The organism is Chitinophaga rhizosphaerae (genome assembly GCF_003958645.1).
GTDB classification, from domain to species: Bacteria; Bacteroidota; Bacteroidia; order Chitinophagales; family Chitinophagaceae; genus Chitinophaga; species Chitinophaga rhizosphaerae.
On sequence record NZ_RXLO01000001.1, the window covers coordinates 354959 to 378378 of the forward strand.

The following is a 23420-nucleotide window of genomic DNA, read 5'->3' on the forward strand; positions in this document are numbered from 1 at the left end:
TTACCGGATTTGCCTACATTTTTTTGATCTACGGTCGGGCCAGTGCGGAAATCTCCTTGTAGAGGGCGCGCACGAGCCCGTCGGCCAGGCCGATCTTGGGCACGTAGATCTCCTGGATGTCCGTCCACCGCATCACGTTCACGTATATCTGCAACGCCGGCACGATCACGTCTGCACGATCTTCGCGGAGATTATAAAGATGGATACGCTCTTCCACCGAAAAACTGCTGAATTCCTTGTAGTAATCCTTCAGCAGGTCCAGCGTGAGCGGTTTTCCTTCTTTCTTTTTGGAGAGGGAAAATACTTTGTTGATGTTTCCGCCCGAGCCGATGGCCACGAGCTGTCCGAAATTTTTGAGGTTTTGCCGGAGGAAGTCTTTCATCTGCTGCCAGTGCTTTTCCTCCACTTTCCCCTGCAGCAGGCGGATGGTGCCGATGTTGAACGATTCCTTGAAAACGAGGCTGTTCCCCTTGAAAAACGTCATTTCGGTACTGCCGCCGCCCACGTCGATATAGAGATACCCCCGGGTTTTGTCGAGGTTTTCGGCGATGTGGTTCTCGTAAATGAAATTGGCTTCTTCCTGCCCGGTGATCACCTTGATCTCCATGCCGGTCTCCAGCTTCACGCGCTCGAGTATCTGCGCGCCGTTGGCCGCATCGCGCATGGCGGAAGTGGCGGCCGTTTTGAGGTATTTGACCTCGTAAACGTCGAGCAGCAGCTTATAGGCTTTGATGGTGTTGACGAAGCTTTCGGCCCTCTTTTCAGAGATGGCCCCCGTCGCAAAAACGTCCATGCCCAGCCGGAGGGGCACGCGCACGAGGTTGACTTTCGTGAAATCCATTTCTCCGTTCGCCTTGGGCGACGCTTCCGTGATGAGGAGGCGCGCCGCGTTCGATCCGATGTCTATAGCTGCAAGCTTCATTCCGTCATATTCCGGTTTTGGTGTACCGATGCGTCAAAGATATTAAAACACATGGATTTCCACGATTCCGGCATTAATTATACGACTTGTCGTGCAGGTATTTGAAAATTTCCAGCTGCGCCCGGACCTTCCGGCCCGGCGAGTGTTTATAGGCGTTCCGCTGCTCATTGTCCAGGATCCTGACCTTCACGTTGCTCAACAGCTGTATGTTCAATATCTCGATCAATTCCTGCCGGATCACGGGGTCCAGGATCTCCGCCGCGGCTTCCACGCGGTGATCGAGGTTGCGGACCATCCAGTCAGACGAAGCAATGAAAACCTTTTCCTGCCCGCTGTTATGGAAAACGAAAACCCGCGCGTGCTCGAGGTACTCGTCCACAATACTGATGGCCTCGATATCTTTCTTCCATTTCTTGTTCGAAGTATAGGCGCAACAGATGCCGCGGATGATCAGTTTCACTTCCACACCCGCCCTGGCGGCCTCGTACAGCTTATCGATCATGATCTCGTCCGACAGGGAATTCATCTTCAGCATGATGCCAGACGCTTTTTTACTGCGCGCGTTGCGGATTTCCCTGTCGATCATGCGGAGGAACGATTTGCGCATGTTATGCGGGCTTACCAGCAGGGTTTTACATTGCTGGAGGATTTTTTCATCGTGCCGCGGGCTTTCCAGGTAGCGGAATATCCGGTTGATATCTGCCAGGATGCCCCTGTCGCTCGTCAGCAGGCAATGATCGCCATACACTTTGGCCGTGCGCTCGTTGAGGTTGCCCGTGCTCACGAAACCGTATTGCACGGTGGAGTTGCCGTTGCGCTTCTTGATGACGCAGATTTTGGCGTGCACTTTCATCCCCGGAACGCCGTACAGCACTTTCACGCCTTCTTCCTCCAGCCTTTCCTTCCACTTCAGGTTGGCCTCTTCATCGAACCGGGCCCGCAGTTCCAGCACTACCACTACCTGTTTGCCGTTGCGCACGGCGTTGATGAGGGCATTGATGATGCGGCTGTTCCGGGCCAGGCGGTAAGCGGTGATCTTGATAGTGGTCACCTGCGGGTCCATGGCGGATTCGCGGAGGAGGTCGATGATGGTGTCGAAGGAATGATAGGGCGTATGGAGCATCACGTCCTGCTCGCGGATAACGCTCATCACGCTCGGAACGTTCTGGAACAGAGGATGGATGAGGGTTTTGCGGCGCATGCGCTCGCGGGTAAAGACTTCGTCGGGGAAATCCATGAAGTCTTTGAAATTATGGATACGCCCGCCGGGCAGGAGGTTGTCTTTCCGGGAAAGGCCCAGCCGGCGGATGAGGAATTCGAGGAGGTAGGGGTCGATCTGGCTATCGTAGATGAAGCGGACGGGCTTGCCTTTCCGGCGGGCCTTGATGCCTTTTTCGAGCTGGTGGATGAGGGAAGTGGCGATGTCGTTGTCGATATCGAGCTCCGCGTCGCGCGTTACTTTAATGATCGAAGAACTGAATTTGTCGTACCCGAAATACGAGAATACATGCGGCAGGTTGAAGCGGATGACGTCCTCCATCAGCATGATATCGTGCTCGCCTTCCTTGCTGGGCAGGATGAGGAAGCGGGGGAGCACGGTGGTGGGGATTTCGATGAGGGCATACGTCTGCCGGACGGAATTATCCTCCTTGGCCAGAACCACGGCGAGGTAGATGGATTTATCGCGCAGGTAGGGCAGGTTGGGGATGGATTCGATCATAAGGGGAATGATGTTGGTCCGCACATGATCGTTGAAATAATTCTGGACGAATTTCTGTTGTTCCCGGTTGAGGTGCTTTTCCGTCCGGATGAAAATATGTTCGTTTTTCAGTTCTTCTTCGATCTCTTTCCAGATACGGTCGAATTCCTGTTGCTGGGAAATGACGGTTGCCTGGATTTCTTCGAGGATGAGTTCGGGATTTTCTTCCAGGTGCATGCGGGCGCTGCGGCCGAAGGCCACCATACGCTTGAGGGTGGCTACACGTACGCGGAAAAACTCGTCGAGGTTGTTGGAGAATATACCAAGGAAGCGGATCCTTTCATATAGCGGCACTGTTGTGTCTGCCGCTTCCTGTAATACCCTGGCGTTGAAGGAAAGCCAGCTGATGTCCCTTATGATGGTCTTCTTTTTCGTAAGGACCGATTTCAATTTCGTCGTCTTCTTCACCGGTTTATGTTTAAGGGGCGCCGGTAATACTGCGGCGGCTGTCGAGTCCGTTCTCATAGATGCACATGATTTTTTGGAGCGTTGGCGAGGCCAGGAAAATTATGATCGCAAAAATGAGGAAAACCCGGTCGCCGGGTGTCCGTGCCGTGTTAACTTACCATTAAATTACGGATTTTCAGCCTCTTTTGTTGCGCAAAAGAAAGCATTCAGGGGCAAGGTGCATGCCGTGCAACAGGGATGCGGCTTCATAACCCGTCAATGATATGAAGTGCGGAAGGTGATTTCCCGGTGTTGAAAATCAGGGCTGCGGCGCATCCGCGGGTTTCTTGTTGAAGAGCGGGATGGCGGCGAGGCTCCCGAATCCGAGCACGAGCATCAGGGCCGTTTGCGCGAGCCAGATGATCCATCCGAATGCGAAGCCGATGGTGGCGGAAATGCCGTACAGTACAAGGATTTGCTGCACGATGTATTGATATGCGCCGATACCGCCCTGCGTGGCGATCATGCCGATGCTGCCGAAGGCGAGGATAGACATGGCGGCTTTCGCGCCGAGGCCTGCCGTTTCCTCCATGCACCAGAAGGCGATGTAGACCTGCGAAAAATACAGCGCCCACATCAGCAGCGTATAAAACAGGAACCAGCCTTTATCGCGCAGTTTGCCGACGGAAAGGATGCCTTCCACGATGCCGCGGAGGAGGTTACGGAAAGAAATGCCCGCTTTGGTGGATTTGAAACGGCGCAGCAACCAGGTTGCCAACATTACGAAGAGCAATCCCCCCGCCACGATGATCCCCCAGGTCAGCACCGGTACCCCGGTGAACTTGGCGGACAGCGGCGTCCAGATGTACTGGCTCACGAAAGCGCCTACCACATCCACCTGGATGAGCACGGTTACGGTCAGCAGCAAGACGAGGCAAAGCAGATCGATGGCGCGCTCGGCGATCATGGTGCCCACGAGCCGGTCTACGGGAATTTTCTCGTAGCGCGACAACACGCCGCAACGCGCAACTTCACCCAGCCGGGGAACGGCCAGGTTGAGGAGGTAGCCGATCATGACGGCGAAAAAGGTATTGAGTTTTTTGGGTTCGTAGCCGAGCGGGGAAAAGAGGAGCCGCCAGCGGATGGCGCGCACCCAATGGCTGCCGATGCCCAGGATCATGGTCGGGATAAGGAGCCAGTAATTGCCATGGCGCATGGCGCTTTTGATCTCCGATATCTGCTGCGGCGTGAAACCCCGCACCGTCCACCAGATGATTAATATGCCCAGCCCGAGAAAAACAGCGAACTGCAGGATGGTTTTGAGCGTTTTCGGCATAATAACGGGGAGAATGTGCGGGTTACGGACTATAATTTATTGCCTTCTTTCGGAAAAACGGCGATAGGCGTGAATTTTTTGGCTTCCTCGAAATCGAGGGTGGCGTATGAAATGATGATGACGATATCGCCCACGGCTACCAGGCGCGCGGCCGGACCGTTCATACAAACCACGCCGGAGCCGCGTTTGCCCTTGATAATATACGTTTCGAGGCGCTCGCCGTTGTTGACGTTTACGACCTGAACTTTCTCATTGGCGATCAGGTTGGCGGCATCCATCAGATCTTCATCGATGGTGATGCTGCCCACGTAGTTCAAATTGGCTTCCGTGATAACCGCGCGGTGAATCTTCGATTTTAATACTTCGATCAGCATATTTCTGGTGTAGTCCGCAAAGGTAGAGGAATTTCCGGGAAATAACCTAGGCCCCGGCCGTCATATTATCTATCAGCCTGATATCTCCCAGCCTGGCTGCCACCAGGATTGCCATGGGCCCGTCTTCCGGGGCCTCCAGCAAGCGGAGGTCGGAGCCGGAGGCCAGTTGCAGGTAATCCGGTTCAAAACCGGCCTTTTCGAGCCGGGCCAGGCCTTCCGACCGCAGTTCGGGGAAAGGGCGGTTATGCAGGTTGTCTTTTACCCATTGCAACGTCCGGCTGATCTCCACGGCCGTAACCCGCTGTTCCGGCGAGAGGCGCATATTGCGGCTGCTCATGGCCAGGCCGTCGGGTTCGCGGAGGGTGGGGCATATATATAATGTAGCCATACTTCCGGTGATCTCCAGTAAACGTTTGATAATCATGCATTGTTGAAAGTCTTTCTGTCCCATGAACAGGTCGTCGGGCCCCACAGCGTCCAGTAATTTATGCACGATGATGCCTACGCCCTGGAAGTGCCCCGGGCGGGAGGCGCCTTCGAGCACGGATTCGATATACCCGAAATCGTAATGGGGATGGGATCCGTTCACGCCTTCGGGGTACATTTCCGTCACGGAGGGCAGAAAAAGATAATCGGCCCCGGCGGCGGTGAGGAGGAGAATGTCTTGCTGAAGGGTGGAGGGGTATTTTTCGAAGTCTTTCGGATCGTTGAACTGAGTCGGGTTGACGAAAATGCTCGCTACCACGATGTCTGACTGTTGTTTTGCGGCCTGGACGAGTGAGATGTGCCCTTGATGGAGGGCGCCCATGGTGGGGGCGAACCCGATGCGTCTTCCTGCCTTTTTTTCCTGTCCCAGCGCCTCCCGGAGATCCGCTGCCCGCTTGAATAAATACATAAACCTTTGCTTAAAAGGATGTTAAAAGTGACAATTTGGCCAGTATTACCTAAAAATTTCGTAGTTTTGCAAGCCAAATTAAAAATAACTGCATTAATAATCAGCAATAAATGTCCACAAAGAAAAGAATTCTTTTTATTGCCCAGGAAATGTCGCCTTATCTGGATTTGACAGAGTATGCGAACATGGTCAATAAGATGGCGATCAAGTCGAATGAGGCGGGCCTGGAAGTGAGGGTTATCATGCCGAGGTTTGGGAATATCAACGAACGGAGGCACAGATTACATGAAGTGGTAAGATTGTCAGGCATCAACATCGTAATCGATGGAGATGACTACCCGCTGATCATCAAGGTGGCTTCGCTTCCGAACGCGCGCCTGCAGGTTTACTTCCTGGACAATGAAGATTATTTCAAGCGGAAAGGCGTTTTCGCGGATGACGACGGTACATTCTACGATGACAACGCGGCCCGGATGGTGTTTTTCTGCAAAGGCGCCCTGGAAACCGTGAAGAAATTCGGATGGCCGCCGGATATTATCCATTGCAGTGGGTGGATGACTTCGCTCATCCCCGTTTACCTGAAAACAGCCTATAAGAAGGAGCCGGTCTTCGCACAGACCAAAACGGTATTCTCCATGGAGCCCAACAGCTTCAAGGATAAACTGGGCGCTACCTTCATCAAAAAAGCGATCATCAGCAACCAGATCAAGGAAAAAGACCTGGAATTGTATAAAGACGGAACCAATTCGGCCCTGAACCGGGGTGCCGCCAAATTCGCCGACGCCGTGGTGCTGGCAGGGGAGAAGGTCGATAAAAAGACGTTGGACGAGGTGAAGGCGGAAAAAGGCAAGATCATCCTGCCTTACAAGAAGGAAAACGAAGACCTGGTGGACTATCTCCAGTTATACCATCAGCTGTTAGGCGTAAAATAAGTCCGGGAAAAATTAAAAATGAAAAGTTAAAACTGCTGACGGCATGCCCGTTATACAGGCAAACTTTCTATTTTTAGTTTTTCTATCTAGTTAGTCAACAAACCGAACAAACCAATTACGTGAAGATTCAATTCAGGACCCTGGGCTTCGCCGCCACCTGCCTCGCCGCCCTTTATGCTTTTACAGGCTGTAACGAGGCTACCGTCCTCGGCAAGGAACTCATCCCCGGCTCAGACAAGGTTGTCGTAAAAGACACCACCATCAATAACCTGAAGACGCACAACATTTTCCGGACAGACTCCAGCATCAGGACCGGCGGTGGATATTACACCGGCGTGCTGGGGACCATCGGGGGAGACCCGATCTTCGGTAAATCGCACGGCTTCCTCTATACGCAGCTCGCCCTCCCCAAATCGGAATTCACGTTCGAAGGCACCGGCTGGGTCCTCGATTCGGTCGTGCTCTACATCGGTTGCGACACCACCTGGTACGGCGCCAATGCCGGCTTCAAAGTGGATGTTTACCGGATGAACGAGACTAACTTCAAGATCGACACCAATTACCTCTACACCCAACCCCGTTCCTACGATCCGTCCAAGAAAGTAGGGACTTCGACGATCTACCCGGTATATCCGAAAGATTCATTGTCCATTTACGGTGTAAAATACGCGCCGCAGCTCCGCATCCCCCTTTCCGCCGCTTTCGGCCAGGAACTGTTTCAGCAGCGGGCAGACGGCGCATTCAAGAACGACAGCGCATTCCGCGTCTGGCTCAACGGCCTGGCCATCGTGCCCGACACCACCATGGGCGCCAACACCATGCTGTATACCAACCTGAACAGTGGCGATACCCGCATCACGGTATATTATAAGAACTCCGAAAAGGATTCCCTCACGGCCAACTTCAAGTTCGACGCATATGGCAGCGCCCACGCCAACTATTTCGTGCGCAACTACACGGGCACCGAAGTGGCGAACTTGCTGAACACGAACAACCCCGCGGGCGACAATATCCTGTACATCCAGGAAGCGCCCGGCATTTACAGTAACATCACCCTTCCCGAGATCGCTGAAATACCGAATGCCGTGATCAATAAAGCCGAACTGGTGATCACGGAAATCAACAGCGGCTCCGCCGGACGGGACGATCTTTTCACCGAGCCTTCGCGCCTGATGTTGCGCAGGTACATTACGCACGACAGCCTTTCCTTCCTCTTCGATTACGGTAATCCGCAATCGCCGGAGCTCGCGTATTTCGGAGGTAATAAAACTGTCATTAGTGATCTTGGCCCCTATAAAGTTGTCCAATATAAATTTAATATTGCACGGCATTTGCAGCTTGCCCAGCAGAAGAAGATTGAAAACTCGGTGCTCAGATTGGAAGGCTGGTCCAGCAGGATGATCGACCTCCCGCGCCTCAAAGCGGGCGGCGGCAGTGCAACGCCCCCGGCCAACGTCAAACTCAGGATCATTTATACAGAATTATAATCTTAGCACTCATGCCTTACTTATTTACATCGGAATCCGTATCGGAAGGGCATCCTGACAAGGTCGCCGACCAGATCTCGGACGCGCTCATCGATAACTTTCTCGCATATGACCTCAACTCCAAAGTAGCTTGTGAAACCCTGGTTACTACCGGGCAGGTAGTGCTGGCGGGAGAAGTTAAATCCGAAGCTTACCTCGACGTACAGGACATCGCCCGCGAAGTGATCCGCAAGATCGGGTACACCAAGAGCGAATACATGTTCGAAGCCAATTCCTGCGGTATCTTTTCCGCCATTCACGAACAATCTCCCGACATCAACCAGGGTGTAGACCGCTCCCAACCCGAAGAACAGGGCGCGGGCGACCAGGGTATGATGTTTGGCTATGCCACCCGTGAAACCGAAAACTACATGCCCCTGGCGCTGGACCTGGCCCATAAGCTCCTCATCGAGCTGGCTGCGCTCCGCCGCGAAGGAAAGGACGTTGCTTATCTCCGCCCCGACGCGAAGAGCCAGGTAACGATCGAGTATTCGGACGACAACCAGCCCATCCGTATCGACACCATCGTGATCTCTACCCAGCATGATGATTTCGGGAAAGACCAGGAAATGCTGGCCAAGATCAAAGCAGACATGATCAACATCCTCATTCCGCGCGTGAAAGCCAAACTCAAGCCGGAACTGCAGGCTTTGTTCAACGATAAGATCACTTACCACATCAACCCCACCGGCAAATTCGTGATCGGCGGTCCGCACGGCGATACCGGTCTCACCGGACGCAAGATCATCGTAGACACCTACGGTGGCAAGGGCGCTCACGGTGGCGGTGCATTCTCCGGTAAAGATCCTTCCAAGGTAGACCGTTCTGCGGCCTACGCCACCCGTCACATCGCCAAGAACCTCGTGGCAGCCGGCGTGTGCGACGAAGTACTGGTTCAGGTTTCCTACGCCATTGGCGTGGCCAAGCCCTGCGGCGTATTCGTTGATACTTACGGCACTGCGAAAGTGGGCCTGAACGACGGCGAAATCGCCCGGAAAGTGGAAGAAATCTTCGATCTCCGTCCGTACGCCATCGAGCAACGCCTCAAACTGCGCAGCCCGATCTACGGCGAAACCGCTGCATATGGCCACATGGGCCGCGACAATAAAGTCGTGACCAAAGTGTTCAACCGCGGCAAGAAAAACGAAAAGCAAGTAGAAGTGGAGCTGTTCACCTGGGAAAAACTCGACTACGTTGAGAAAGTGAAAGCCGCTTTCGGTATCTGATTTTCCGGTACCATATATCATTAAAAGAGGAGGCCTGAACGGTCTCCTTTTTTTATCTTTATCCCGTCCAATTCCCCATTCATGTCTATCGCCAAGCAATTATTCTACCGTGCGGCCAGCCTGACGCCCGTTTCATTCCTGCAAAAGGCCGCTGCCCGCCCGCTGCTACTCCCGTACCAGCACCTCGTGTCCGATCGGGAAGTACCTTATATATCGCCTATTTACCCTTTTAAGGACCGGAAGGCATTTGCCCGGGACCTGGATTACCTGCTGCGGCATTTCAGGCCGGTAACGCTGGGTGAAGCGGTGAACGCGATGAAAAGCGGGGATCCCTTGCCGAAGGATGCTTTCCTGTTGACGTTCGACGATGGATTGCGGGAGATCGCGGAGATCGTGGCGCCGATGTTGTCGGCCAAAGGTGTGCCGGCCGTATTTTTTCTCAATCCGGCTTATCTGGGTAACAAAACACATTTTTACCGGTTTAAACTGGGGCTGATGCTGCACGCCCTGCGCTCCGGTTCTGTACCGGCCATCGCGCGGAAAGCGGCTGCGGAGCTGCTCGGCGCCAGGGAGGAGGCACTTGAAGCTGCGATCCAGGGGGTCGGTTGGCGGCGGCGCGCATTGGCCGATGAACTGGGCGGGCTGTTCGGGCTTGATTTTGACGGGATTTTCGCGAAAGAACGGCCTTATATGGATCAGGGGGAGGTGGAAGGGCTCGTGCGCGCGGGGTTTTCGCTCGGCGGGCATAGCATGGAACACCCTTATTACCAGGAGCTTACGCTGGATGAGCAGGTGGCCCAGACGTTGGGGTCTGTAGATGCAGTGTGCGGGCGATTCGGGGTGAAGGAACGCGCATTCGCCTTCCCGCATTCAGACGAAGGGGTGTCCCGCGCATTTTTCAGCCGGGTTTTAGAGGGAGAAGGGGCGGTTGACCTCATTTTCGGGACGGCGAACCACCGGGCCGACATTGACCCGCGAATTTTGCAGCGGTTCAACAGTGAGCGGCCCGATATTCCGATCGGGGATTGCGTCAAAGGGATCCTGCTTTTGGAGGCGTTGCGGAAGGCTTCCGGCCGAAATCTTGTCACGCGTAGCTGACAATGCCATTTTTTGTTAATGATGACAATTCAAAAATGATTCAAAATAATGATATTTAATTCTGTACATGTATAAATTATTTATGAATTATTTAATAATTAATATATGTATTTTTTAACCCCCTCATTGAATTCTAGCTATTTTTGCTGAGCCTATTTTTATATCTATTAAGAACTGTCTTGTGTGGTGCCCTACTTGTATTCATGAATTTTTAAAATTTTGACCACCTTGAGGAACCTGAAAACTGGATTTGCGCGATTAAGTGCCTGTATCTGTATCTGTGCTATCATGCTAGTAATGCCCCGGCGGGCATTCAGTCAGGGCGATCAAACAAAGATCGCCGTTACGATGAACAGTTCTTCTACGCTGAACGCGTGGCTGCACTTGCCGGACGATTACGGACAGACTACCCAGCAATATCCTTTGCTGATTTTTATTCATGGCGTCGGGGAAGGCGGCAACATCAATGATGTTTTGCGGCACGGCGTTCCAAAAATGATTGCCAACGGTGCGAAAATGCAATACACCGTAGGCGGTAAGCTTTTCAAATTCATTACCGTTTCTCCGCAAATCGTGGGGGGCTGGGCCAACCAGCAAACGATACAGAAGCTCATCGAGGAGATGAAGCGGCTGTACCGGGTAGATGCGTCCAGGATTTACCTCACAGGCCTCAGCGCCGGGGGGTACGGCGTATTGAACTACGTGGCTTCCGGGAAGGAATTCTCCGACAATCTCGCCGCCGTCGTGCCCGTTTCTTCCGCCCCGATCGACGACGTCAAAATCCCCGGACTTTGCAACGTAGCCGCCAGCAACCTGGCGGTTTGGATGCTTTGCGGAACGGACGACGGATTCCTGAAATACCAGGTCGATTACACCGCCCGCATGACCGCCTGCAACCCGGCCGTAAAACCGAAAGCCACGACCTTCCAGGGCGGGCACGACAGCGGCGTCTGGGACAAGGCCTACAATACCGAACACACCTATCAAACGCAGAACATCTATGAATGGATGCTGCAATATAAAAGGGGAGGCTCCACCGAAGAGCCGCCACCGGCCACCCCGCCCGTAGCGGACGTGAAAAACGGCAACGTAACGCTGACCCTTCCCGCCGCCTCCGTGCAGCTCGACGGATCCGGTTCCACTGCGCCGGGAAGCACCATCGCCAATTACACCTGGAAACAGGTTTCCGGGCCCGGAACCGCCGCCATCGCAGGCGGCACCAGCGCAAAAGCGACCGTTAGCCAACTGCTGGCCGGCAAGTATGTGTTTTCGCTGACCGTTACTAACGCTACCGGACAAACGAGCATAGCCTATGCCAACGTAACCGTAAATGCCGCATCTACCGGTGCCGACTGTGCCAACTGTAAAGTCGTGATCACACCAGGAGCGGACGGCGGTGCTTATATCAACGGCGATAACTACAATGTCCAGCCCGGCGATACGGTTTGTGTCAAAGCCGGGAATTATGCCTATATCCAGTTCTATAACTTTACCGGATCAGCCACCAAACCCATCGTGTTCATCAACTGCGGCGGCCAGGTGCGCGTAGGCGACGGCGGTAACTACGGCCTGATCTTCAACAACGTCAAGTATTTCAAAATTACCGGCTCCGGAAGCGTCGACAAATACGGTTTCCGGATAGACGGCGTCAGCAAACGCCTCAGTACCGGGCTTGCCATGGGGAAAGGCTGTACCGACTATGAAGCCGAGCGAATCGAGATCACCGGTTCCGAAGCGGGGCTCATGGCGAAAGTCAATCCCGACTGCGACCCCATGAACCAGTACCCGAACTTCGCGATCCGCAATGTGATCATCCACGATATCTATATCCACGACGTGCTGGGTGAAGGGATGTATATCGGGAACACCGCGCCCAACGGCACCGAAACCCTTTGCGACGGCGTGATGAAAAATCTCCTGCCCCCCCGCATCTACAACCTGAAAGTCTATAACAACATCACCGAAAACACCGGCTGGGACGGTATCCAGGTAGCGTCGGCTCCGGAGAACGTGGAGATTTACAACAACAGCGTGTACAATTTCGGTACGGTGAACAAGGGAAGCCAGCAGGCAGGGATCATCCTCGGCGGTGAAAGCAACGGTAAGGTGTATAACAACAAGATCATCAAGGGAACAGGCAACGCGCTGGAAGTGTTCGGCGTGGGGCGCTGCCTCGTATACAACAATATCATCGCCGATGCGGGTTATGACGGAACGGCGGCAGGGCAGGACGCGCTGTTTGTGGACGACCGCCCCACCGATAATAACTTCAAACCGCTGCAGGTATATATCCTCAACAATACGGTCGTAAATTCGGCCCGCGACGGGATCCGTGTGTTGAATTCTTTCGGCACGATCAGCACCGGGAACATTATCCAGGGCAACCTCGTAATCAATACCGGCTCCGCTGCCCATGTTGCCGTGCAGAAAGGCATCGATGCGCTGACCACAGCCAACGTAACCGGTCAGGACATTAACGCCGCCGGTTTCGTAAATGCGGCCGGAAAGGATTTTCATATTACGTCCAGCTCCATCGCGATCGACAAGGGGCTTGATTTCACGACATATTACAATTACGATTTCGACGGACAGGCGCGCCCCCAGGGCGCAGCGTTCGACGCCGGCGCAGATGAATATTCGACCGCCGCGGCGAACAAGCCTCCGGTAGCCAACGCCGGGAGCGCCATGACGATCACCCTGCCCACCAGCACCGCCAATCTTGACGGCTCCGGTTCTACAGATGCGGATGGTAGAATTGCCGCTTACGCCTGGACGTTCGTGTCCGGTCCGGCAACTCCTGCCATTGCTTCCGCAGCTGCGGCAAAGACCGCAGTTACCGGCCTCACCAAAGCCGGGAGCTATGTTTTTCAGCTCGCAGTGACAGACGATAAAGGCGCACGCGCCACCGCGCAGGTAACTGTTACGGTGGAAGACGCCGCAACGCCGCCCACGGTAAATGCAGGCACCGATAAATCCATCCGGCTGCCGGCCACTACATCCAGCCTGAGCGGCACGGCTACCGCATCCGCCGGCGCTACGATCTCCACTTATGCCTGGACGCAAACCGCCGGACCGGTGACCGCTACCATTGCTACACCTGCCACCGCGAATACGGCCCTCAGCGGACTTACCGCTGCCGGCGCATACGACTTTCGCCTAACAGCTACAGACAGCCGCGGCACTTCCGCTTCAGACGTTGTCCGGGTTACGGTGCTGCCCGCATATACCGCTCCAACGGCCAATGCAGGTACCGCCATCAGCGTCCGGTTACCGCAAACAACCGCTACCCTTACCGGCAGCGGTACCGCTGCCAGCGGCAGCACAATAGAGAGTTACGCCTGGGAGCAGACCGCCGGGCCGGCCACAGCCGGCATTTCCGCCCCGTCTTCTGCAAGCACGGGACTTACGGGGCTGTCCGCAACCGGGACCTATACTTTCCGGCTGACGGTAACCGACGATAAGGGCCTTTCCGCATCCGCCACCGTGAACGTGGTGATACTGGCCGCATATGTAGCGCCTACGGCGGAAGCGGGTGGCGACAAAAGCATAACCCTGCCCACGTCTTCCGTGACGCTGACCGGGACCGGTACGCCGGCAACCGGGAGCACTATCTCCAAATACGCATGGACGCAAACCGCAGGTCCGGTTACGGCTACCATCGCGAGCGCCTCCGCAGCTTCCACCGCCATTTCAGGACTGAGCACCGCGGGCACTTATACGTTTCGACTTACAGTGACCGATGATAAAGGTCTTACCGGAACCGCCACTGCAAATGTTGTCGTGGATGCCGAGAACATTCCGCCCACTGCGGATGCCGGTAGCGATAAAAGCATAACCCTGCCCACGTCTTCCGTGACGCTGACCGGGACCGGCACGCCGGCAACCGGGAGCACCATCACCAAATACGCCTGGACGCAAACCGCAGGTCCGGTAACAGCAAACATTTCAAGTGCTTCCGCGGCTTCCACCGGCATTACCGGCCTGAGCACTGCGGGCATTTATACTTTCCGGCTTACCGTAACCGACGATAAGGGGTTGACCGGTACGTCCACAGCAGACGTCGTGGTTAATGCCGCGAACATTCCGCCCACTGCGGATGCCGGCAGCGACAAAAGCATAACCCTGCCCACGTCTTCCGTGACGCTGACCGGGACCGGCACGCCGGCAACCGGGAGCACCATCTCCAAATACGCCTGGACGCAAACCGCAGGTCCGGTTACAGCTACCATCGCCAGCGCATCGGCGGCATCCACCGGCATTACCGGCCTGAGCACTGCTGGCACTTATACGTTCCGGCTTACCGTAACCGACGATAAGGGGTTGACCGGTACGTCCACAGCAGACGTCGTGGTTAATGCCGCGAACATTGCGCCCACTGCGGATGCCGGCGGCAACAAAAGCATCGCCCTGCCCACGTCTTCCGTGACGCTGAACGGATCAGGGACCGCAGCTTCCGGTAGTACCATTACAAAGTACGCCTGGACGCAAACCGCCGGGCCGGTAACAGCAAACATCTCAAATCCTTCCGCAGCTTCCACCGGCATTACCGGCCTGAGCACTGCGGGCACTTATACTTTCCGGCTTACCGTAACCGACGATAAAAATCTGTCTGCTTCAGCCACCGCGAACGTGCAGGTACTTCCTGCCGACGTTCCGCCGGTTGCCGATGCCGGCAGATCCCAGCAACTCACGCTTCCTGTTAGCAACACTACCTTAACCGGTTCCGGGACAGCGGCATCCGGCAGCAGCATCGCTTCCTATGCCTGGGCGCAGGTTTCAGGGCCGCGCAGTGCAACGCTGGCATCGGCCGGTTCTGCCACTACCGGCGTTTCCGGTCTCACCCAGGCCGGGACTTATGTGTTCCGCCTGACGGTGAAAGACAACAACGGCTTGACCGCAACCGCTACGGTTGATGTGGAAGTCCTCGCTGCGAACGAGCCGCCGGTGGTGAATGCGGGTAACGCACAAACGATCGTTTTACCGGAAACCAACGCCACACTTACAGGCAGCGCCACACCGGGGAACGGCAGTAATATCACAAAATACGCCTGGACGCAGGTTTCCGGGCCTTCTACGGCCGTGATCGCTTCACAGGGATCTGCGGTGACTGCGGTGCGCCAGTTGACAAAGACAGGCACGTACACTTTCCGGCTCACGGCAACTGATGACAAGGGGCTTTCCGCATCTGCGACCGTAACCGTACAGGTGAACCCGGCCGCCAACATTCCTCCCGTAGCGAATGCAGGCGCCGACCAGCAGATCACACTGCCTGAAAACGCAGCCGCGCTCAACGGCCAGGCTTCCCGCGACGACGATGGCTCCATCGCAACCTGGCACTGGGCGCAGGTTTCCGGGCCAGCCCTGGCTACGATCACGCTGCCGAACCAGTCCAACTCTTCCGTTCAGCAATTAACCATCGCCGGTTCATACATTTTCGAACTAACGGTAACGGATAACCGTGGCGCATCGTCCAAAGACCGTGTCACCATCACCGTCAATCCGGAACCGGCAAAACCGCCGGTAGCCGATGCCGGGCGCGACGAGGAAGTGATTCTCCCTGAAACAGTGGCAACGCTCAGCGGCGGCGGATCCCGTCCTGCCCCGGGCAGCTCCATCAGCAAATACCAGTGGACGCTCGTGAGCGGTGGATCGGACGGCGTACATATCAGCGTGCCCACGGCCGCACAGTCGTTCGTTGCCTTCCGTTATGCCGGTGTGTATGTTTTCAGGCTGACCGTTACCGATGCCAATGGCCGTGAAGATTCGGATGAGATGACCGTGACGGTTCGCGAAGGAAATAACGGACACGGCGGGGTGAAAGTGGAACTGACGCCGAACCCCGTGCAGGACCAGTTGCGCGTATCGATCAACCTGCCCGACGAACAGGCCGTAACCCTCCGGATTTTCAATCTTGCCGGCGGATTGCAGGGCACTTACCAGTTCGGGAACATCATCAGCGCGGTGAAGTTCGTGGATATGGGATCATTCCCCGGCGGCATGTACGTTGTACAGGTGCAGGCGGGACCGTATCACCAGGAAACTTTCAAGATCATGAAAGCCAAATACTAGGCGGGAAATCATTACCGCTGTAAAAAAATGCCCGGCCAAGTAGCCGGGCATTTTCTTTATATGCGTGTCTGGACCACCGCGTAACGCGATTTGATCCGGAGGAAATATTTTTCGAAGCATTCATATGACAGGTAAGCGATCCCGCAGGTGAGCCCCACGCAGGTGAGCGGATAAAGGAGCTCCCAGGTAAGGATGCCCGGCGTTTGGCCGAATACCTTCAGAAATACGATCATAACGAGTTGGCACACGGGTGTATGGAACAGGTAAATGCCGTAGCTGACTTTTCCCATAGACTTCATGATGGGTTGCTCCAGGTGCAGGATGCTGTTTGGTGCAACGGCCAGCAGCATGAGGTAGCCGAAAAGGAAGGCATGAATAAAATGGTCGAAATAATATTTGCTGAGCACGGGGATCTGTGCCACGCCGAACACGACCAGCGCCGTGATCAGCAGCATCATCCATTGCACGGCAGGGGAGAACGCAGCCTGGAAGAACCGGGGGAAGCGGTCTCTGTTGAAAAGCAGCCAGGCGGCGAACATGCCGGTACCGAAAAGCTCCAGCTTGTCGAACAGCAGCACGTAATTGATACCGAACAACTGCAAACTGGTTACCGGGAAAAAATAGGGCAGCACCAGGCACAATAGTTTACTGAGAAAGCCGATAGACAATAAAATCACGAATAGCGTTTTCAGTTTATTGCGGAACGCGGCTACCAGCAATGGCCATACCAGGTAAAACTGTTCCTCGATGCAGACGGACCATGTGATTTCCACGATCCCTTTGTTGTAGGGGAAAAAGGCCAGCTGGATGTTGACGGCGAAAAGGAGCAGGAATACGAGATTGACGATCGTGGTTTCGAGCCCGATGCCGGTATCGATCCCTAATTTCGAGAAGACCCAGGGCGCCAGCACGATCATGCCGATACCGTACGCCAGGTACAACGGCCAGATACGGAGCATCCGGCGGATGTAGAAATTCTTGAAATTGATACTTCCCTTTTCCTTGTTCTCTTTGAAAAGGAGGTAACTGATAAGGAAGCCGCTGAGCACGAAAAACAGGTTCACGCCCATACGCCCCGTATCTTTCAGCATATAGTCCATCCATGACCAGGACGATACGCCCTCTTCCGTTTTGAAATACTGCCCATGATGGAGAATAACCAACAGGGCGGCTATGAAGCGGATGGCGTCGAGGTTTTTAAAATATACTTTCATTACTGGTTAACGTAAGTTATTTGCGGTACTGGAGCATCCATTCATAGATGTTCATACCGACACCATGTTTATTAGCCGGATCGTAGAGCGAAATCCAGGAATGATGCCGGAATCCGGGCACCACCGTCATCTTCGCCAGGCCGGGGCCGTACTTGTTGGTGCTGTCTACGTACTTCTGGCTGTCTTCCTTGAAATGCAATTCCTGATCTCCCGCAAAGTACCAGCTATGCACTTTGGCGTCTGCGACCATTTTGAAATTCTTCCGGTTTTTATCGTCGATGGTAGACACCGACATGGGAACTACGGCTGCGAATCTCGCGGTAAGCGCGGGCTTTTCCGTCAATGCCATTACCGTGGCCCATCCGCCGGCGCTATATCCGGTCATGTAAATGCGGCTGGGATCGACGCGGTATTTGGCGCAAACATCGTTCAGCAACCTTTCGATCTCGTCCGGCTTCAGTCCCCAGCTGGGCGCCTGCGGAGAAACGACGATGAAGTCGTAGAACTTTCCGTCTGCCGGGTTTTTGGCCCTTATTTTCTTACCGCGGTTGAGCCAGTAAGGAATCCCTTCCAGCAGCAATTTTCCGAGATCGTTCCCGGATTTGCTTTTACCGTGAAGGTAGATGATGACCGGGTAGGCCATCTTCGATACGCGATAGCCGTCTGGCAGGAATACCAGCGAGTTCACCGTGCTGTAAGCAGTCGCTTTCAGCTGGACGGTGTCCCTGGTTTGCTGCGCCTTAGCGGTAGAAACCGTCAACAGTAACATACTGATGAGCGCAGCAGGAATATGCTTTTTTGTGAACCGTAACATGTAATTGAGAATTTATTTACCTACAACAGTCTCAAGCTTCTGGCCGATAATTTCTTCCAGCTCGAGCCCCACAACGATCAGATCTCTTTCAAGGTTGAGTTTTCTCACGCGCCCGTCGTTGTATTTTTTGGAAATGGCGCTGTATTGTTCATAAGTGACGCCGCCGGTAGCGAATTTGGCTTCGGCCTGGTCGAATGCTGCCTGGTCTTCATCATTGAGCTCCTGTTGAATGGAGAGTTGCTGTTTCGTGGTGATGTAGTCCTGGTATTTTGTCAGCACCAGCGCTGTGATCTGGCGTTTGGCAACTTCCTGTTGCTCGGTGGCGATATCGATATTGCGGCGTGCGATTTTTACGTCGTTGGCCTTGCCGATGAAGGAACCGAGGGGCACGTTGATACCTACGTTCCAAAGGGGATAGTAGAGCTGGGTGCCGTTCTGGTTGCCGCCAAGATCGCGCATCCTGAGGGTGATCTCGTTCAGGTTCATGCTGGCAGTTACATAATTCAGCCAGTTGCCGTTAGCTTTGGCCAACTCCGACACGGATTTGTCGCGCTCCGCGGTACGGATACGGATGGCGGGGTTATTCAGCGCCAGTTCCACCAGTTTGTCCTTGATGGCCTGCTGGCTTTTGGGGGCCTGCTGCGGGTTAGTCTGCGCGATCGAAGGCAGCGCGGAGATCAGCAGAAAAGAGAGAATAAATGCTTGCTTTTTCATATTGCATTTGTTTTAGAAATTTTTGAATCCTGATTTTGAGCGGCCTCTTCGATCCCGCGGAGGTTCACGATGATGGCTACGGCGCTGTAAAAGAACAGCGCGCCCGGTATCTGCCCGATGGCCACCTGCGCATAATTCGCGATGATATACGCATAGATGCTGGCGACGATACCAAGGTAAATAATTTTAAATTCCCGCGATCGGCTCCGGTAATAGTTCCGGATACCGGTAAAAAGGATCGTGAAATAAATGGTACATGTCAATATCAGCCCTACCCACCCGGTTTCGATGGCTACGCGGAGGTAGCCGCTATCCGGCGGGAACCCCGCCAACGGGTGCTCCGGGTTATATTCCAGGCCCAACACACCGCTGGTAGCCACGCCGCCGCCCAGGGGGTGCTTCATAATATAAGGCTGTATCCTGGCGCGGTTCTCGTCTCGCACGTTCAACGATTCATCGTCAGACATCTCGAAAGTGGAACGGATACGGTTGATGGTGCCGTTGCCGTAGAAAGGGCCGAATATCAGGACACAGAACAGCATCATGAACCCGATGGCGAAAAACATCGTCCTCCGGTTGGTAATGGTCATCAGCACGTACAACGACAATCCCGCCGGAATCATGAAATAAGCCGTGCGTGTCCCCGAATAGGCCATCCCCAGCGCCATGCACAAAGTGGAAAGGAAGAGCCACTTCCGGTCGCGTTTTCTTTCCGCGTTCAGCAGCAGGATGATGGAGAATACGACCCCATGCGCCATGAGTATCCCGAATGAGGTGGGGTCGGAAAGGAACGAGAACTTCCGGATTTCACCGCCCTGGAAATAAAGTTTATAGCGGATAGGGTCAGACATTACCCAGTTCATTTCAAAACCGAGCAATCCGAACCATTGCTGGAAACAGCCATACAGCCCTGCAATGGCAGATAAGACCACCCATAATTTCACATAATCGATGATCGCCTGCCGGGTATGGAAAATATGCAGGCCGATAAAATAAATCATGATGAAATTCAGCGCCTTCCGGACCGTGAAAATCCATCCGGCCACGGAGTACATCGACGGGTTGAAAAGCTGTACCATCAAGAAACCGAAGTTAATTACGTACAGCAGGGTGATGACGTTGCTGGAATATTTCCACAAGCGTTCCTTGAGCACGGTTTTCCGGTAATAGATCCCCAGGAAGGTAACCGCCAGCAACACATCGCCAACCGCCCCCATGGGAATGGCGTCGTCGGCGAACCGCTTGATGTAAAACATGAAGAACCCCAGCACCGTTACGATATAAAAACCGTTCCGGGTATTGAAAAGGCAGACCAGGGCCACGGCGATACCGATGAGCCCTGCGGCGATAACGAGCCCCAGGCGCTCGTCGATATAGCTCACGGCATATCCGATCGCCCCTGCCACCAGCGCCATCGCCACCCAGAAGTAGGGGGTGTCTACCAGTGAAGAAACCGTCCGGTTCCGAAGTATAAATGCGGTCAGCGCTTTCATTAGAAGAACAATATTTTGAGACAGAGGAATATCATCGTGAACGCCAGGAACGCGGTTACCATGATCTCGAGGATCCTGTCGTTTGAAAATCTGTTATCTGGCATTGTCTGCTGTTTTAAGTGTTACGGAATCCAGCGCGCGTTCCAGTGCCGCCAGGGAATTTTCCCAGGTGTGCGACAGCGCGAAGGCGCGCCGCTGTGCCGGCATTCCGGTATCGCTTTCCGCCAGGCCTTTCCTGATCGCCGCTGCGTAATCGTCTGCGTTGCGGGATAAATATACATACGGCGCAAACATGTTCATCGCTTCGGTGGCCGTGGCTACTACGGGTTTGCCGAATGCCAGGTACTCGTCGATCTTACGCGGGTAATTCCCGATGGTCATCGGGTTTACGAGCTGGGGGTTGATGCACACGTCGAACGATTGTATCCAGGACGGAAGCTCCGCCGCCGGCCGGTTGCCGGTGAAAAGGACGTTGTCCATGGCATGGAGGGAGCTTTGGCGGAAAGCTTCGTCTTCCGGGCCTACGAGCACGAATTGCCATTCGGGGTGTTTGGCGGCGAGGGTTTCTACCAGCCGGATGTCCAGCCGCGAAGCGATCAAGGCGCCCACATAGCCGACCACCGGTTTACCACTGTCCTGCAGAAGCGGGTTCGCCGAACCGTTGCCTTTTTCCATCCAGCTGAAATCGCAACCCTGGCCGATGTCGAACGACGAAGGGTTGTGGCGGCGGGCATACGATGCGAGCCAGGAGGAATTCGCGGCAACGAGGGTCGCTTTTGCCATCAGCGCCTGTTCCAGCCGCACGCCATGGCGCCGGAAATAAGGCTGGCTGGTGAGATTGTCGCGTATATAATAGATCGTGCTGCTGATACCGTCCAGCATTTCGGGGAGGTAAAAGGCACGGAAAAAATCGTTGTCGATGAAAAGGAGCGGGTCCCTGAACCCGAGGCGCGCCGCGGCATCGTTAATGGCACTGGCCAGCCGGCGGTTGTTGATGCGGTTGAACCGGTCGAAAAGCCCGGCGAAGGGGATCCAGTTGATGGATTCGAGCATGGTGCGGGGATCGAGCGTCCAGAGTCCGGGCGCAATATTGCGCAGGTCGGGCGCCTGGCCGGCGATGCTTTGCTTGCGTACGATCGTTTTCGGATCATTTTTTCCGCGGAACGCGGAAATGCGGTCCAGCGCGCGGTTAACATACAACACACGGTTGCTGCGGGCCATCACGGCAGCGATGTTCTTGCAATTGCTGCCGATCTCGATGTCCCAGGGTTGCAGCCCCACGATAATGATATCTTTATTCTTGATCATTCGGAGCCGGCTTTTAGGATGAAACGCTGACGGAGCACCTGGTACATTTCCGGGTAAAAACGGACGGTATAACCGATCGTCCGCAGGAAATTCGTGCCCAGTGTCTTCCGCAGGTAGACTTGCGTGATAAGGAAACAGATGAAATAGGAAGTCATCATCCCGTACGCCGCGCCATGCAGCCCAAAGGCTTTCGTAAACCCGTAACATATGGGAATATTCAGCAGCGCGGTAGTGGTGATGACGTAAAAGTTCATTTTTGGTTTGCCGATTGAATCCATAATTGTGCCGAACTGTTTGATGAAAGGGAGAAACAGTCCGTAGAGGATCGTCAGTTGCAGCAGGGTAGCGGCTTCCAGATATTCGGCGCCGGCAATGATACCGATCACCAGGCGCGGCAACAGCAGGATAACGATGCTGGCCGGTACGGCGATGGCGAGAATGGAACCTACTGCTTTCTCATAATAATACCGCACGCCGGCCAGGTTGCCGCCTTCCATCATTTTGGCGCTGCGGGGGAAAAGGATGTCGCCCAGTACCTGCGAAGGCATATCTACCAGGTTGGATACCCGCAGGCAAACGCCGTACATGGCCACGGCGGGCGCGGAGATGAGGGAAGAAACGATGAACTGGTCGGTATTGCGGAAAATGCTGGAACTGATGTTGGTGGCGAATACGAAGCGGCCGAACTGCCAGAGCCTGCCCATCCATTCCGCATGGAACTTCACCGCGCCGGAAATGAACTTCCGTGCGAAGAACCATCCCGCCATTGTTCCTGCCATGATACCTACGCTGAAATACAGTGCAAGGTCCAGCAGCCCGATAGGCCCCATGAACACCAGGTGCGCTACGATCAGGCCGAAGGCCGTACCCTGGCGGCAGGTGTACGCCCAGAAAATCCCCTTGAAATCCGCGTTCGCGTTCTGCATCCATTCAAAATGGGAAAAGGGGATGAGCAATAGCAGCCCCGGCAGAAAGTACCATACCACCAGGTCGAGGCCCGGCGCCTGTAAAACGCGGGAAAGCGGAACGATGGCTACGGCGAGCACGATCCCCGTTACCAGCGTGATCACCACGTTGAGCCCCAGCGCCGCACCTTCAATGTGCCGGTGCGATTCCGCAGGATGGCCGTTGATATATTTGATCACCGCATTTTTGACGAGCGATTGCCGGCATATTTCGATGATACCGGTAATCATGAGGAAGAGGTTCCATACACCCATTTGTTCTTTGGTCAGGAAGCGGGTGAGCAAGAGCACGCTCCCGATTCCGAACAAAAGTACGGCGGCCTTCTGCAATCCGCTGTAGATGCCGGATTTCAGCCAGTATGAGTATGTAGGTGCAGGCATATCGGTT

General features: G+C 54.6%; 16 protein-coding genes. 5 read left to right on the top strand and 11 right to left on the bottom strand.

The window, feature by feature from the left end; genetic code table 11:
* Positions 1 to 28 precede the first annotated feature (28 nt).
* From EJ361_RS01380 to panC, 5 genes are all read right to left on the bottom strand, one after another.
* Entirely contained in the window at positions 29 to 922 is an 894-nt protein-coding gene (locus tag EJ361_RS01380; RefSeq protein ID WP_126243553.1) for a Ppx/GppA phosphatase family protein, read from the bottom strand.
* A gap of 73 nt (positions 923 to 995) precedes the next feature.
* Positions 996 to 3089 (bottom strand): polyphosphate kinase 1, encoded by a 2094-nt coding sequence (gene ppk1, locus EJ361_RS01385; protein WP_240646514.1) that lies wholly within the window; start codon positions 3087 to 3089, stop codon positions 996 to 998.
* 298 nt (positions 3090 to 3387) lie between these two features.
* Entirely contained in the window at positions 3388 to 4404 is a 1017-nt protein-coding gene (locus EJ361_RS01390; protein ID WP_126243555.1) for a lysylphosphatidylglycerol synthase transmembrane domain-containing protein, read from the bottom strand.
* A 29-nt stretch (positions 4405 to 4433) separates the two neighbouring features.
* The gene (gene panD, locus EJ361_RS01395; RefSeq protein ID WP_126243556.1) at positions 4434 to 4778 is read right to left on the bottom strand and encodes an aspartate 1-decarboxylase; all 345 of its coding nucleotides are present in this window, start codon (positions 4776 to 4778) and stop codon (positions 4434 to 4436) included.
* Positions 4779 to 4824: 46 nt separating this feature from the next.
* Positions 4825 to 5673, bottom strand: coding sequence for a pantoate--beta-alanine ligase (panC, locus tag EJ361_RS01400; RefSeq protein WP_126243557.1), 849 nt, complete (start codon positions 5671 to 5673; stop codon positions 4825 to 4827).
* A 110-nt stretch (positions 5674 to 5783) separates the two neighbouring features.
* Here panC and EJ361_RS01405 point away from each other — a divergent pair, with 110 nt between their 5' ends.
* The 5 genes from EJ361_RS01405 to EJ361_RS01425 all read left to right on the top strand — a co-directional run bounded on the left by EJ361_RS01405 (position 5784) and on the right by EJ361_RS01425 (position 16524).
* Positions 5784 to 6605, top strand: coding sequence for a glycogen/starch synthase (locus EJ361_RS01405; RefSeq protein ID WP_126243558.1), 822 nt, complete (start codon positions 5784 to 5786; stop codon positions 6603 to 6605).
* 119 nt (positions 6606 to 6724) lie between these two features.
* Positions 6725 to 8092, top strand: a complete 1368-nt coding sequence (locus EJ361_RS01410) for a DUF4270 family protein (RefSeq protein ID WP_126243559.1) — start codon at positions 6725 to 6727, stop codon at positions 8090 to 8092.
* Positions 8093 to 8103: 11 nt separating this feature from the next.
* On the top strand, positions 8104 to 9357 hold the full coding sequence (gene metK, locus EJ361_RS01415) for a methionine adenosyltransferase (protein WP_126243560.1): 1254 nt from the start codon (positions 8104 to 8106) through the stop codon (positions 9355 to 9357).
* Positions 9358 to 9438: 81 nt separating this feature from the next.
* A complete protein-coding gene (locus EJ361_RS01420) occupies positions 9439 to 10455 on the top strand; it encodes a polysaccharide deacetylase family protein (RefSeq protein WP_126243561.1) in 1017 nt (338 codons plus the stop codon).
* Between the two features lie 288 nt (positions 10456 to 10743).
* Positions 10744 to 16524, top strand: a complete 5781-nt coding sequence (locus EJ361_RS01425) for a PKD domain-containing protein (RefSeq protein WP_126243562.1) — start codon at positions 10744 to 10746, stop codon at positions 16522 to 16524.
* Between the two features lie 56 nt (positions 16525 to 16580).
* On the opposite strand, the gene EJ361_RS01430 is transcribed toward EJ361_RS01425, so the two are convergent.
* The 6 genes from EJ361_RS01430 to EJ361_RS01455 all read right to left on the bottom strand — a co-directional run bounded on the left by EJ361_RS01430 (position 16581) and on the right by EJ361_RS01455 (position 23413).
* Complete coding sequence (locus tag EJ361_RS01430; RefSeq protein ID WP_126243563.1) at positions 16581 to 17738, bottom strand: acyltransferase family protein; 1158 nt, start codon at positions 17736 to 17738, stop codon at positions 16581 to 16583.
* A gap of 16 nt (positions 17739 to 17754) precedes the next feature.
* Complete coding sequence (locus EJ361_RS01435; RefSeq protein WP_126243564.1) at positions 17755 to 18552, bottom strand: carboxylesterase family protein; 798 nt, start codon at positions 18550 to 18552, stop codon at positions 17755 to 17757.
* A 12-nt stretch (positions 18553 to 18564) separates the two neighbouring features.
* On the bottom strand, positions 18565 to 19266 hold the full coding sequence (locus tag EJ361_RS01440) for a TolC family protein (protein WP_126243565.1): 702 nt from the start codon (positions 19264 to 19266) through the stop codon (positions 18565 to 18567).
* The gene (locus tag EJ361_RS01445) at positions 19263 to 20759 is read right to left on the bottom strand and encodes an O-antigen ligase family protein (protein WP_126243566.1); all 1497 of its coding nucleotides are present in this window, start codon (positions 20757 to 20759) and stop codon (positions 19263 to 19265) included. The genes EJ361_RS01440 and EJ361_RS01445 overlap by 4 nt, the downstream gene beginning before the upstream one ends.
* 93 nt (positions 20760 to 20852) lie before the next feature.
* A complete protein-coding gene (locus EJ361_RS01450) occupies positions 20853 to 22067 on the bottom strand; it encodes a glycosyltransferase (protein ID WP_126243567.1) in 1215 nt (404 codons plus the stop codon).
* The gene (locus tag EJ361_RS01455; RefSeq protein WP_126243568.1) at positions 22064 to 23413 is read right to left on the bottom strand and encodes a flippase; all 1350 of its coding nucleotides are present in this window, start codon (positions 23411 to 23413) and stop codon (positions 22064 to 22066) included. Before EJ361_RS01455 ends, EJ361_RS01450 begins: the two co-directional genes overlap by 4 nt.
* Positions 23414 to 23420: the final 7 nt, after the last annotated feature.